We start from the raw sequence: 15,005 nt of genomic DNA on the forward strand, positions 1-15,005 counted from the left end.
CTAGTATTATAATACATTTTCGAAAAAAAAAACTAAATAGTAGAAATTATATACTAAATTTGAATAAATAGATAAAAAAGAGGAGGAAGTATGGATCAAAAATCATTAAGAGTCTTAGAGTACAATAAAATTATTGATTTATTAGCAACAAAAGCCTCATCTTCTTTAGGTTTAAAATATATTGAAGAACTAACACCAAAACCTGATTATGAAGAAGTAAAAGATATGTTAGAAGAAACTAGTGAAGCACAGGGAATTCTTATCAAAAGAGGCCATGTAAACTTAGGTGGTATACAAGATGTATCAGATAGTGTTAAGAGAGCTGAAATAGGTGCAGTATTAGATCCTGGAAGTTTATTAAAGATAAGTGATAATCTGAGAGCTGCTAGGAATCTAAAAAGAAGTTTGACTCCAGGAGAAGAGGAAGACTTTAATTATCCAATGATACAATCTTTATCAGATTCTTTATATGTATATAGAGATATAGAAGAAGAAATTAATAATGCAATAATTAGTGAAATTGAGATATCAGATAATGCGTCTCCTACTTTAAGGAGTATAAGAAGAGGAATATTGCAAAAAAATCAATCGATTAGAACTAAACTAAACTCAATAATATCATCGACTACATATCAAAAATATTTACAAGATGCAATTATTTCTGTTAGAGGGGATCGATTTGTTGTACCTGTAAAGGCTGAATATAGATCACAGGTTTCAGGTATAATACACGATCAAAGTTCATCTGGAGCTACATTATTTATTGAGCCAATGAGTATTGTTGAAATGAATAATGAACTGAGAAAGTTAAAATTAGATGAACAAGAAGAGATAGAAAGAATTTTAACAGAGCTAACAAAATTAGTAGGTGAAGTTGCAGGAGATATTTTATCTAATCAAGTTATACTTGGTAAGTTAGACTTTGCTTTTGCAAAGGGAAAATTATCTTTATCCATGAAGGCAATAGAACCAATATTAAATGAAGAAAAAAATATAAATATAAAAAATGGACGTCACCCATTGTTAGATGCAGATAAAGTTGTACCTAATAACATTTACTTAGGAGAAGACTTTGATACATTAGTTATAACAGGCCCTAATACAGGTGGTAAAACAGTTACAATAAAAACTATTGGACTATTTGCATTAATGACTCAAAGTGGCCTACACATACCTGCAGATTATGGAAGTAGTATGTGTGTATATGATAATGTTTTTGCTGATATTGGAGATGAGCAAAGTATAGAACAGAGTTTATCTACATTTTCATCACATATGACAAAAATAGTAGGAATATTAAATGAAGTAAACTCTGATTCTTTAGTAATATTTGATGAGCTTGGAGCTGGGACTGACCCTGTTGAAGGAGCTGCCCTTGCAATAGCCATATTAGAAGATGTGAATATGGCAGGAGCAAAATGTATTGCAACTACTCACTACAGTGAGCTTAAAAATTATGCACTGACAAAAGATAGAGTAGAAAATGCAGCTGTAGAATTTGATGTTAATACATTAAGTCCTACTTATAAGTTATTAATTGGAGTACCAGGTAAATCAAATGCCTTTGAAATATCAAGAAAGTTAGGACTTAGAGACTATATAATTGATAGGGCAAAAGAATTCATAAATACAGATAATATAGAGTTGGAAGATGTTCTTCAAAATGTGGAGAAAAATAGAATAAAAGCTGAAGAAGAAAGAGCAGAGGCAGAGCAACTTAAAAAAGAAATAGAATATGTTAAAGCTGAATATGATAGAAAACTTGAAAAATTAAATGTATCAAGAGAAAAAATGATGGAAAAAGCTAGATCAGAAGCTTTTAGTATAACAAGACAAGCGAAAGAAGAAGCAGATAATATTCTGAAAGAACTTAGAAATATGGAAATGGAAATGGCTTCTAAGGAGAAGAACAAGAAAATAGAGGCTTTAAGAAAAGAACTTGCAGACTCTATGGGTAACTTACAACCATCAGTAAAAAGTATGATAGTTCCGAAGGTTTCTAATAAAGAGATAAAGGATTTAAAATCAGGAGATGAAGTAAAGGTTATAACTTTAAATCAAGAGGGTACAGTAGTATCAGTTGATAAAAAGAAAAAAGAAGCTGTTGTACAAATGGGTATAATGAAAATGACACTTCCATTTAAAGCATTACAAATAGCACAGAAAGAGAAAAAATCAATAGTAACTAAATCAACAAGACAAATTATCAGCTCTAAGTCAGGTAGTGTTAAGAGTGAAGTTGACCTAAGAGGACTGAATTTAGAAGAAGCTATTGTTGAAGTAGATAAATATTTAGACGATGCTTGTGTTGCAGGGCTTGAAACTGTTACAATAATACACGGAGTTGGTACGGGAGTTCTAAAAAAAGGACTTCAAGATGTGCTTAAGAAAAATAAACATGTTAAATCTCAAAGACCTGGACAATATGGTGAAGGTGGAATGGGAGTAACTATTGTTGAAATAAGATAATGAATTAAGGAGATGGTATAATTGATGATAGTGTCAGCATGCTTAGTTGGAGTGAATTGTAAATACAATGGGGGGAATAATGATAATGACAAAGTGAAAGAATTTTTAAAAGATAAACAATATATCATTATTTGTCCAGAACAATTAGGAGGGCTAACTACACCAAGAAAACCATCTGAAATAAACCAAGCAGGCGGAAAAGAAGTTTTAATTGGAAATAGTAAGGTAATAAGTTGTGAAAATAAAGATGTAACAGAAAATTTTGTTAAGGGAGCAAAGGAAAGTTTGAATATTGCTAAAATATTCAATTGCAAGCAAGCTCTTCTTAAGGAAGGTAGCCCATCCTGTGGATGCAATTTAATATATGATGGAACTTTCACAGGTAAGAAAATTTCTGGCATGGGTGTAACAGCAGCTTTATTTAATGAAAATAATATAGAAGTTTTTAGTGAAAAAGAGTTATAATATATATTTGAAACTATAACAATATGAATAACTTGAAAAAATGTAAAATTTAATTTAACATAGAAGAATGATGATGTAGAGAGGAGAATATAATGCAAGATTTTAAAATAGCGATAGCGAACTGTCTTAAAGAGAAAATAGAAGACTTAACTTTAGAAGAAATAGTAGCACTAATTGAAGTGCCACCAAATAAAGAAATGGGGGATTATGCTTTTCCATGCTTTAAATTAGCGAAGGTATTCAGAAAAGCTCCTAACATGATAGCTGCTGATTTAGCTGAAACTATAGAAGCTAAGGGTGAAATATCAAAAGTGATGCCACTTGGTGGATATGTGAACTTCTTTGTAAACAAATCTCAATTAGCTGAGAGTGTAATAAAAGATGTTTTAACTAAAAAAGAAAATTACGGACATAGCGATTTAGGACAAGATAAATCTGTAGTAATAGATTTCTCATCTCCTAATATAGCTAAGCCTTTCCATATAGGACATATAAGAACTACTGTTATAGGTAATGCTCTATACAAAATATATGACTCTCAAGGATATAATGTAATAAGAGTCAACCATTTAGGAGACTATGGAACTCAATTTGGTAAACTTATAGTTGCATTTAAACTTTGGGGAAACAAAGAAGCTGTAGAAGCTAATCCAATACCAGAGTTATTAAAACTATACATACAATTCCATGATGAAGCTGAAAAGAAACCAGAAATGGAAGATGAAGCTAGAGCTTGGTTTACAAAATTAGAAAATGGTGATGAAGAAGCGAAGTCATTATGGCAATGGTTCAGAGACGAAAGTTTAAAAGAATTTGCTAGAGTATATGATTTATTAGACATAGAGTTTGATTCTTATGCAGGAGAATCTTTCTACTCAGATAAGATGGACACTGTAATAGAGCAAATAAAAGAAAAAGGATTATTAAAGCAATCTCAAGGAACAAATATTGTTGATTTAGAAGAATATAATATGCCACCAGCTCTTATAACTAAAAATGATGGTTCAACATTATATATGACAAGAGATTTAGCGGCAGCAATCTATAGAAAAAATACTTATGATTTTGAAAAATGTATATATGTAGTTGGTTCTCAACAAGCTCTACATTTCCAACAGCTATTTAAAGTATTAGAGCTTATGGGATTTGAATGGTCAAAAGACTTAGTACATACTCCATTTGGTATGGTTGCTTTAGAAGAAGGAACAATGTCTACAAGAAAAGGTAGAGTAGTATTCTTAGAGGATGTTTTAAAACAAGCTATAGAAAAAACTAAAGAAACTGTACTTTCTAAAAATCCAGATGCTAAAAATGTAGATGAAATATCTAAGCAAGTTGGTGTTGGAGCTGTAGTATTCCAAGAGTTATCAAATAGTAGAATAAAAGACTATACATTCTCATGGGAAAGAACTTTAAGTTTCGAGGGTGAAACTGGACCTTATGTTCAATATACTCATGCTAGATGTTGTGCAGTTTTAAGAAAAGCTAACGAAGAAGTAACTGCAGATATAAATTATGAATTATTATCAGGTGGTGATGCTGCAGAAGTATTAAAAGTAATCGGATCATTTAATAAAGCAATAGTTTCTGCAATGAGAAGAAATGAGCCGCACATAGTTACAAGATTTGTACTAGATTTAGCTCAATCATTTAATAAATTCTATCATGACAACCCAATAATAGTTGAAGATTCAGAAATTAGAAAAGCAAGACTTGCTCTAGTTGCTGTAACAAGACAAACATTAGAAAATGGATTAGCAATATTAGGAATGCATGCACCAGAAAGAATGTAAAAATTCACATTAAAAATGGCAGCTTTTAGCTGCTATTTTTGATTTTACAAACAAGCATCTGAATACAAGGTAATAAAATTGATAAAAATACTAAGTAAAAGACTTATAAGGGAGTTAATTTATGAAAGAAAATTTAATAAGAAATTCTTATCTAAATTCTTTTAACATTAATGATGAGAAAAAAGGATTACAAGATTTAATCATTATTAATACTAAGTGTTTGATTGATGACAAAATTCAAAGATATGTGTACATAGATAATAATAGATTAAAAGATGAATTAAGATATTATAATTTCTATGGGACAAAACCAGATTATGATGATATACTAAACATTCTACTACCATTAATACTTGCAAATACTAATATTCAAAAGTCAGAGGATGAGGTAATAAGTTTAATCCAAAAGTATATTAAATACTTTAAAAAAGAGGAGCATTTATTTGAATATATTATAGGTGCGCTAATGTATAATGCATTGATACATTATATTTTGGAGGATAAAAATATAGAGTATGGACAATTACTGCAATTATTAAAGGAAAAAATTATAGGATTTTCCATTGAGTTAGAAAAGCTAAATATGATAAAATTTCAAATGGCTAGAATCAATGCGATACAATTAATTGATAATTATATAGATTTAAAAATAGACAATTATGAGGACGGAAAAATAATAAAAAATTTATTAAATGCTATATATGATGTTTATATAGAAGAAAAAGATGTAAGCAATATAGGAGTTTTAAGCATAAAAAAATCTATATTATCAATATTGGGCGAAGAAGCAAATCTAAATACGGACAATATAGATTTTCTTGAGCAAATGTCTCATTACATAATAAAACTAAGGAAATATGTAATTAACAAAAAAACTTATAATTTAAATTCAGATCCGAGAAATTTAATTAAATACAATGAAGGAGAAGTTGTCTCAGATGCCATATTAAATAAGATAAATATTGTATCAAAAGAATTAGAAGACAATATTCTTCATCTAAAGGTTAAATCCAAATCCGGTGAATATAATTTTAAATTTAAAAAAGCATAAAATTAACTATTTTGTTCTAAATAGCTAATAAATTCTTGTTCAGTAGTTTCAGTTAAAAAACATAATTCTTTTACAATATTATTTTTGAGATTTATAAATTCATCAAGTTTAGTACTCTCCCCAGTAAATTCAAGAGCTTTGATCAATAATAATAAATCTCTTTTTGATAAATCATTTATAGATACTTGATCAATAGATTCCATAATAAATACATCCTTTCTAAATTGTTGATTTTAGTATAGTTTTGAAATATTTACCCTACTATATTATTTTAACTTAAAAACCATATAAAAACATAGTATAAATTTAAAAAGGAGTGAAATATTTGAAAATATTATTAACTACGTTAAATTCAAAGTTTATTCATACGAATTTAGCAATAAGATACCTGAAAGAAAGTGTAAAAGATTTAGTTGATGTAGACATTAGAGAATATACAATTAATAACCAGTTAGATTATATTTTAAAAGATATATACAAGAATAATTATGATGCAGTATTCTTTTCAACATATATATGGAACATTTATGACATAGTAAAGCTATGTGATAACTTAAAAAAAGTTAAGCCAGAAATAATGATAGGACTAGGTGGTCCAGAAGTTACTTATGATAGTGAGAATGCTATGGAAAGATATGAATTTTTAGATTATATACTATGTGGCGAAGGTGAACTAGTATTTAGAGATTTAGTTCAATATTTTTTAGGTAACAAAAACTTAGAAGATGTAAAAGGGATTGTATATAGAAAAGACGGAAAAATCGTAGCAAATGAAGAAATGGAATTACTACAAAATCTAGATGAAATACCAAGTCCATATGAAAACTTAGATGTAAAGGAATATGAAAATAGAATAGTTTATTATGAAACATCTAGGGGGTGTCCATTTAACTGTCAATATTGTTTATCATCAGCTATAAAAGGGCTTAGATATTTTAGTACTGATAGGGTAAAAAGAGATTTAAAAAATCTTATAGATGCAAGAGTATCACAAATTAAATTTATAGATAGAACTTTTAATGCAAATAAAAAATTTGCTAAGGAAATAATGAATTTCTTAATGGAAAATGATAATGGATACACTACATACCATTTTGAAGTTACAGCTCATTTATTAGATGATGATATGCTAAACTTCCTAAAAAATTGTAAAGAAGGATTATTCCAGTTTGAAATAGGTGTTCAAAGTACTAATCAAAAAACTTTAGATGCGGTTGGAAGAAGAGATGATTTTGAAAAGTTGTCTTATGTTGTAAAAACTATAAAATCATTTAGAAATATACATCAACATTTAGATTTAATAGCAGGCCTTCCATATGAAGGATATGGAAGATTTGAACAGTCATTTAATGATGTATTTAATTTAGGTATAGAGCAATTGCAACTTGGGTTCTTAAAGATGATTAAAGGAACTGGAATGAGATATAGTGCGGAAAAATACGGATATAGATTTAAGGACTATGCGCCATACGAAGTTTTATTTAATGATTTTATAAGCTATGATGAAATGCTAAAGATTAAAGATATAGAAGAGATATTAGAAACGTATTATAATTCTAATAATTTCCCACTTTCTTTAGAATATATAATTAAAAATTACTATAGTGAAAGTCCATTTAAATTCTTTGAAGAATTTTCAACATATTTCGAAGATATGGGATATTTCCACATGGCACAAGGTAAAAATAAATTATATAAAATACTATTAGATTTCTACAGTGAAAAAATTAATGAAGAAAATGACTTATTTAGTGAAATAGTGAAATATGATTATTTATCTTTAGGAAAAATATCAACAGTTCCACCTATTTTCAACAAAATAGAAATAAGTAATTTTAAGAGTAGGTGTCATGATTTTCTACATAATGTGGATAATCTTAAAAAATACTTGCCAGAGTTTGCAGATACACCAACAAAATATATCTTAAAATATATTCATTTTGAACCATTTAAATATGATATCTTAAGATTAAAAGAAGATATTAGTGTTAAGTTAAAAAAAGAACAAACTGTAATACTATTTGACTATAATACTAATAAAGTATTTGATAAGTCAAAAACTTATACTGTAAAGATAGGAGAAGAATATGAAGTTTAAAATAGATAAATATTTACTTAGAAAAACCGAAGAACTTGCATTTATAACTGTAAGAAAAGATGGAGATTTTCATTTAGATGGCTATGAAATACCAAAAGACGGATTAAATGTACCTATAAAAAATGAGGTTCTTGTAAAAGGAATAAAAGAAAAAACAGCACAAGAAGGACTAAACTCAATGTCTATAGCAGATGCAATGATTTATATAATAGGTATTGACCCAGAGTTTAAATACAACGAAGAGTATAAAAAATTCTTAAGTGCGCTTGAGAAAAAAGTAAAATTTGAAGTAAGATCTTATGCTGGATATATGTCTAGAAAATATTTTGAACTTGGAGAATGTACAGATGCATTAATTTATATTAAAGCTCTAATTACATTATATCCGAATGATATTGAAGGACTGTATAATTACGCTATTGTATGTCAAGAAGTAGCGACATCTTACCAAAAAGATGGTGATGCAAAGGCAATGAATACATTTTTAATAGAAGCAGGAGAAAAACTTGAAAAGATAATTAATATGGATGAAAACTTTGCCCTAGCATATTACCATCTAGGATATCATTATTATAATCAAAGCCAATATATTAAAGCTAAGGTTATATGGGAAGAAGCTATGAGGCTAGAATTAGATGAAGATACAATAGCTGAAATACAAGAAAACTTAGGTAAGATGGATTATAAAGTACAATATGAAGAAGGATATTCTTTAGTATTCCAAGGGAAATTTGAAGAAGGACTTGAAAAATTATTGCCACTAGAAGAAGAATATAGTGATTGGTGGAATTTACTATTTATAATTGGTATAGCTTATAAAAATATGGGCGAAATGGATAAAGCAATGCTTTATTTTGAAAAAGTACTAATAATAAGACCGAAACAAGTAGATACTTTAGTTGAACTTGCATTATGTGAAGCTTCATCATTTAATATGGATAGAGCTATAGAACTATTAGAGCAAGCAGCTAAAATAAAAGAAGATCCAGAAATTCTTTGTAATTTAGGAATGGCATATTTAAATGCAGGAGACATTGATGATGCCATTTACTATATAGAAAGAGCTTATGAGTTAAATCCAGAAGATGAAATAACAATTGCATGCATGAGGGAATTAAATAATTACAGAGTTGATTAATTAAAAAAAGTATATTTTAAAAAAATTTATATTATCTTATATTAAAAGGCCATAGTTAGGTGTAAATCATCGTATACTATGGTTTTTTGAGTATAAGAAATATTTATGAAAAAGAAAAAGTTATTATTCTATAAAAGAAATTAAAAAAAGAATTATTATAAATACGATTTTTGAAATATAAATCGGTATACAATTCAAGTAATTTATTATATAATCTAATTAAAGTGACTAATAGAAAAAAATGGAAAATAAATTATAACAAATCTAATCTTATATTATTCTGACCTAAATTTCCATCGACAAAACAAATTCAAATAATTAAATTACAAGGAACGATCTTTTTAAAATTACATAAGAGCGGTAGACAGTTATGCGTTTAATGTTATATGAATATAGCAAATTGTGTCTATGCTTGTGAAAAAATTAATTTTTTTAAATTAATAGGACAATCTCCTAATAATTTTGTTTATAATATATTTTTAAAAATATATTGAATATATACTTAAGGCATCTTTTTGTGATTTCAAAATTAGGGTTAAAAAAATACAAAGAGGGGAAAAAGAATATGGAAAAAAAAGATATTAACGTTCTTGAGCAAATGCAAGATATGACAGTTGACTTAAACAGTAAGGTATTAATAGAAAAGGCTGAAAAAGATGGCGTTGAAACTATGTATAAAAGAAAATTAGGATACAAAGTTCAATGTGGTTTTGGTCTTCAAGGTGTATGTTGTAGAAACTGTGGTATGGGACCATGTAGAATAAGTGCAAAAACTCCAAGAGGACTTTGCGGAGCTGACCAACATACAATAGTTGGTAGAAACTTTGCTAGAATGGCTGCTGCAGGTACTGCTGCCCATTCAGACCATGCCAGAGATATAGCTCATACATTAGCATTAACTGCTCCTGGTGGGGATTATCAAGTAAAAGAACCTCAAAAATTAGTAGAATTCGCTAAATTCATGGATGTTGATCCTGAAGGTAAAGATATATATGAACTAGCTCATGAAGTAGCTGAAGTATGTTTAATGGAATTTGGTAAACCATTTGGTGTATCAAAGCTATTAAAGAGAGCTCCAAAAGTAAGACAAGAAATATGGCATAACCTAGGAATAGAGCCAAGAGCTATAGATAGAGAAATAGCTACAGTAATGCATTCAACTCATGTAGGATGTACAGCTGATTTAGATTCTCTAATACATATGTCATTGAGATGTTCTTTGGCAGATGGATGGGGAGGATCTATGATAGGTACAATGTTATCTGACATATTATTTGGAACTCCAAAACCAGTTCATACAGAAGCTAACTTAAATGTATTAGCAGGAAATAATGTAAATATAATATTACATGGACATGAGCCTACATTATCAGAGATGATAGTTGCAGCATCTGAATTACCAGAAATGCAAGAATTAGCTAAAGAAGTTGGAGCTGATGGAATAACTTTATCAGGTATATGCTGTACAGGTAATGAATTAACAATGAGACATGGTGTTAAAATAGCTGGTGATTTCCATCAACAAGAATTAGCTGTAATAACTGGTGCTGTTGAAGCTATGATAGTTGACGTACAATGTATATTCCCAGCAATGGCTGAGGTATCTACTCATTATCATACTAAATTTATAACTACATCTCCAAAAGCTAAAATAACTGGATCTACTTACATGGAATTCCATGAGGAAACAGCTATGGAAGATGCTAAAACAATAGTTAGAGAAGCTATATTAAACTTTAAAAATAGAGATGCTTCTAAGGTTTTAGTTCCAGATTTAAAATCAGAAGGTATGGTTGGATATGCTGAAGAAGCTATAGTAGGTCAATTAAATAATGTTGTTAATACTCAAATAGATGAAATGGATAGCATAAAACCATTAGTAGATGTATTAGCATCTGGTGTAATAAGAGGGGTTGTTGGTGTTGTTGGATGTAACAATGCTAAAACACCATCTAACTACAATCATTTAACTATAATAAAAGAGTTAATTAAAAATGATTTCTTAGTAGTAACTACAGGATGCGGTGCTTCTGCAGCTTGTAAGAATGGCTTAATGCTAAAAGAAAATGCTCCTAAGTATGCAGGAAAAGGTTTAGCAACTGTTTGTGAATTAGTTGATATACCACCAGTTATACATTTAGGATCTTGCGTTGATAACTCTCGTATACTGAATGTTTGTTCAATAGTTGCAAATGCTTGCGATATGGATATAAGTGATTTACCAGTTGCTGGTTGTGCTCCAGAATGGATGTCTGAAAAAGCTATAGCTATAGGTACTTATGTTGTTGGTTCAGGTATAGATACATTCTTAGGTGTAATGCCTCCAGTTACAGGATCAGATAGAGCAGTTGAATTATTATGTGGTGGATTAAAAGATCAAGTGGGAGCTTGTTTCTATGTAAATGAAAATCCAGTAGAATTAGCTAAGATGATAATGGATGATATAGAAGCTAAACGTCCAGCATTCGAAGCTTTATATCAAGAAAAAGTTTTAAATAAAAGATTAGCTGAAGTAGCAGCTGAATAATAAATTTTTTAGAATACTTAGTTAACAAAGGTTAGTTTATTGTTAATCAGATGTTAGCAATAAACTAACTGTATATTATTTATGTAAGAAAATTGGCTTTTTATTCAATTTTAAGACAATACACTAAGGACGGGAGATGAAGGAGAATATGAAAATAGCAATAACAGGAAAAGGTGGAGTAGGCAAAACAACTTTTTCCTCAATGATAGCAAGAATGTTTGCAGATGAAGGTTTTAGAGTTGTGGCTGTTGATGCAGACCCAGATGCCAATCTAGCCTTAGCATTAGGTTTTCCGAAGGATGTTTATGAATCAATTGTACCAATATCTGAAATGAAAAAATTAGTATCAGAAAGAACTGCAACTAGTGAAGGTACTTTTAACAAAATGTTCAAACTAAATCCAAAAGTAGATGATATTCCAGAAAAGTATTGTAAAGAACATAATGGTGTAGGATTGCTAACATTGGGTACTGTAGATACAGGTGGAACTGGATGCGTGTGTCCAGAGCATGTCCTATTAAAAAGGTTATGTTCACATCTAATATTACAAAGCAATGATGTTGTTGTAATGGATATGGAGGCAGGAATAGAACATTTAGGAAGGGGTACGGCTCAAGGGGTTGATGCATTTATAGTAGTAGTTGAACCTGGTGAAAGAAGTTTACAAACATATAGAAAAGTTAAAAAACTTGGCAATGATATAGGCGTAAAGAAAGTATATGTAGTTGGAAATAAAATGAGAGATGATCAAGATATTGAGTTTATAAAGAGCAATCTTGAAGATGGAGAAGCTTTAGGATTTATTCATTATAATCAACAAGTAATTGATTCAGATAGAGCAAACCAATCTCCTTACGATATAAGTGAAGCAACTAGAACTGAAATAAAAGCTATTAAAGAGAGACTAGTTGAAATAAAAAATCATAACAGTTAAAAATTAATGAAATAAGATTAAAACAGTAATAGTACATAAAAGAATACTTTTACTGCTTATTATAAAACTGTGGGAGGAATAAGTTATGGGATTCAAATCAGATATTGAAATTGCTCAAGAAGCAAAACCTCTAGATATTAGAGAGATAGGAAAAAAATTAGGTTTAACTGAAGATGATTTAGAGCTTTATGGTAAATATAAAGCTAAAGTTGATTACAATTTACTAAAAAGAGACAATGGTGGAAAAAAATCTAAGTTAATATTAACTACTGCTATCAACCCAACTCCAGCTGGAGAAGGTAAAACTACTACTACTATAGGTGTTGCTGATGGTTTACAAAAACTTGGTAAAAATGTTCTTGTTGCATTAAGAGAACCTTCTTTAGGACCTGTATTCGGTATAAAAGGTGGAGCTGCTGGTGGAGGATATGCACAAGTTGTTCCAATGGAAGATATTAACTTACACTTTACTGGTGACTTCCATGCTATAGGCGCTGCTAACAACTTATTAGCTGCAATGTTAGATAACCACATGCATCAAGGAAATGAACTTGGAATAGATAGTAGAACTATTACTTGGAGAAGATGCGTTGACATGAACGATAGACAACTTAGAAATGTTGTTGATGGTTTAGGTGCTAGAGCCGATGGTATAGTAAGAGAAGATGGATTTGATATAACAGTTGCTTCAGAAGTTATGGCTGCATTCTGTTTAGCAAGTGATATCATGGACTTAAAAGCTAGATTAGGAAGAATAGTTGTTGGTTATAACTTTGAAGGTCAACCAGTAACTGCTGAGCAATTAAAAGCTAACGGTGCTATGGCTGCATTATTAAAAGATGCTTTAAAACCAAACTTAGTTCAAACTTTAGAAGGAACACCAGCATTCGTACATGGTGGACCATTTGCTAATATAGCTCATGGATGTAACTCTGTTATAGCTACTAGAATGGCTATGCATTTTGCAGACTATGTTGTTACTGAGGGAGGATTTGGTGCTGACCTTGGTGCTGAAAAATTCTTAGATATAAAATGTAGAATGGCTAACTTAAAACCAGATGCTGTTATAATAGTTGCTACAGTTAGAGCATTAAAATACAATGGTGGAGTTCCAAAAGATAAGTTAAACGAAGAAAACTTAGTTGCTCTTGAAGCAGGTATACCAAACTTATTAAAACACGTTGAAAATATAACTCAAGTTTATAAATTACCAGCAGTGGTTGCTATAAATGAATTCCCAACTGATACACAAGCAGAAGTTGATTTAGTTAGAGCTAAATGTCAAGAACTAGGCGTTAATGTTGCTTTATCTCAAGTATGGGCTAAAGGTGGAGAAGGCGGAATTGAATTAGCTAAAGAAGTAGTAAGACTTTGTGAACAGCCAAATGACTTCCAATTCTGTTATGAAGATGATTTAACGTTAGTTGAAAAAATAGAAGCAATAGCTACTAAGATATATGGAGCTGATGGTGTAAACTTTACTCCACAAGCTAAAAAAGAATTAACTAGATTAGAAGGTTTAGGATTTGGAAATATGCCAGTATGTATGGCTAAAACTCAATATTCTTTAACTGATGATCTTAATGTATTAGGTAGACCAACTGGATTCAAGATTACAGTTAGACAAGTAACAGTTTCTGCAGGTGCAGGATTTGTTGTTGCTCTTACTGGAGAAATAATGAAGATGCCAGGTCTTCCAAAACGTCCAGCAGCTGAAAGAATAGATGTTGATGAAAGTGGAGTAATCTCAGGATTATTCTAATCTCTAAAAATTAAAAATTAATCGGATAACATATAAACACAAAAAGGTAGTGCAAAGTATTATCTTGTGCACTACCTTCAAATTAACCTTGAATAACTTAAGGAGGCATAAATCTTTATGGAAAAAATGGCACAAAAAAGTTGTGTAGATTTTATTGAAGTATTAGCTTCTAAAGCTGCTGTACCAGGAGGAGGAGGAGCTGCTGCACTTGCTGGAGCAATAGGAATGGCTCTAGGGAGTATGGTTTGTAACTTAACTACTGGAAAGAAAAAATATGCTCAGTATGAAGAAGCTATTCAAGAAATACTAGATAAAGCAGCAAAATTAGAAGAAGAATTATTATCTATGATAGATAAAGATGCAGAAGGATTTTATCCATTATCAAAAGCTTATGGTCTTCCAACTTCTACTGAGGAAGAAAAACAATATAAGACTGAAACAATGGAAAAATGTTTGAAAGTTGCATGTGAAGTACCTATGGATATAGTGAGATTATGTTTCGACTCTATAAAACTACATGAAGAACTAGTTGATAAAGGTTCAAAACTTGCAATAAGTGATGTAGGATGTGGAGTTCAATGCTTAAGAGCTGCTATATTATCAGGGCAATTAAATGTAATAATTAATGTTAATTCAATGAAAGATAGAGAGTATGCAGAGAAGATAGAAAAAGAATGTAACCAATTAGTTCAAGAAGGTGTGAAAATTTGTGATGAAGTATATCAAAAAGTATTAGTTGCTTTAGGGTAAAATAAAAATATATTTTTG

At 29.9% G+C, this 15,005-nt stretch carries 11 protein-coding genes; 10 read left to right on the forward strand and 1 reads right to left on the reverse strand.

Translation table 11 applies throughout. The annotated features are described in order from the left end of the window. Positions 1 to 90: 90 nt before the first annotated feature. The 4 genes from NSA58_RS00265 to NSA58_RS00280 all read left to right on the forward strand — a co-directional run bounded on the left by NSA58_RS00265 (position 91) and on the right by NSA58_RS00280 (position 5,778). Positions 91 to 2,469, forward strand: a complete 2,379-nt coding sequence (locus NSA58_RS00265) for an endonuclease MutS2 (protein WP_074429464.1) — start codon at positions 91 to 93, stop codon at positions 2,467 to 2,469. A gap of 21 nt (positions 2,470 to 2,490) precedes the next feature. Next, on the forward strand, positions 2,491 to 2,934 hold the full coding sequence (locus tag NSA58_RS00270) for a DUF523 domain-containing protein (RefSeq protein ID WP_039678491.1): 444 nt from the start codon (positions 2,491 to 2,493) through the stop codon (positions 2,932 to 2,934). 92 nt (positions 2,935 to 3,026) lie between these two features. After that, complete coding sequence (argS, locus tag NSA58_RS00275; protein WP_074429465.1) at positions 3,027 to 4,727, forward strand: arginine--tRNA ligase; 1,701 nt, start codon at positions 3,027 to 3,029, stop codon at positions 4,725 to 4,727. Positions 4,728 to 4,848: 121 nt separating this feature from the next. Further along, on the forward strand, positions 4,849 to 5,778 hold the full coding sequence (locus NSA58_RS00280) for a hypothetical protein (protein WP_039678493.1): 930 nt from the start codon (positions 4,849 to 4,851) through the stop codon (positions 5,776 to 5,778). 2 nt (positions 5,779 to 5,780) lie between these two features. On the opposite strand, the gene NSA58_RS00285 is transcribed toward NSA58_RS00280, so the two are convergent. After that, entirely contained in the window at positions 5,781 to 5,981 is a 201-nt protein-coding gene (locus NSA58_RS00285; protein WP_074429466.1) for a hypothetical protein, read from the reverse strand. Positions 5,982 to 6,103: 122 nt separating this feature from the next. On the opposite strand from NSA58_RS00285, the gene NSA58_RS00290 reads away from it, so the two are divergent. The 6 genes from NSA58_RS00290 to NSA58_RS00315 all read left to right on the forward strand — a co-directional run bounded on the left by NSA58_RS00290 (position 6,104) and on the right by NSA58_RS00315 (position 14,987). Next, positions 6,104 to 7,876: a B12-binding domain-containing radical SAM protein gene (locus NSA58_RS00290; RefSeq protein WP_039678495.1), complete on the forward strand. Its 1,773-nt coding sequence runs from the start codon at positions 6,104 to 6,106 to the stop codon at positions 7,874 to 7,876. Continuing rightward, complete coding sequence (locus tag NSA58_RS00295) at positions 7,866 to 9,014, forward strand: tetratricopeptide repeat protein (RefSeq protein ID WP_074429467.1); 1,149 nt, start codon at positions 7,866 to 7,868, stop codon at positions 9,012 to 9,014. The genes NSA58_RS00290 and NSA58_RS00295 overlap by 11 nt, the downstream gene beginning before the upstream one ends. Before the next feature lie 565 nt (positions 9,015 to 9,579). Further along, positions 9,580 to 11,541 (forward strand): anaerobic carbon-monoxide dehydrogenase catalytic subunit, encoded by a 1,962-nt coding sequence (cooS, locus tag NSA58_RS00300; protein ID WP_074429468.1) that lies wholly within the window; start codon positions 9,580 to 9,582, stop codon positions 11,539 to 11,541. Positions 11,542 to 11,689: 148 nt separating this feature from the next. Next, positions 11,690 to 12,475, forward strand: coding sequence for an ATP-binding protein (locus tag NSA58_RS00305; RefSeq protein WP_039678497.1), 786 nt, complete (start codon positions 11,690 to 11,692; stop codon positions 12,473 to 12,475). An 85-nt stretch (positions 12,476 to 12,560) separates the two neighbouring features. After that, positions 12,561 to 14,237, forward strand: coding sequence for a formate--tetrahydrofolate ligase (locus tag NSA58_RS00310; RefSeq protein WP_039678498.1), 1,677 nt, complete (start codon positions 12,561 to 12,563; stop codon positions 14,235 to 14,237). A gap of 117 nt (positions 14,238 to 14,354) precedes the next feature. Beyond that, positions 14,355 to 14,987 (forward strand): cyclodeaminase/cyclohydrolase family protein, encoded by a 633-nt coding sequence (locus tag NSA58_RS00315; RefSeq protein WP_039678499.1) that lies wholly within the window; start codon positions 14,355 to 14,357, stop codon positions 14,985 to 14,987. The last annotated feature ends 18 nt before the right edge of the window (positions 14,988 to 15,005 follow it).

The organism is Terrisporobacter muris, assembly GCF_024621905.1.
In the GTDB taxonomy this organism is placed as follows: Bacteria; Bacillota; Clostridia; order Peptostreptococcales; family Peptostreptococcaceae; genus Terrisporobacter; species Terrisporobacter muris.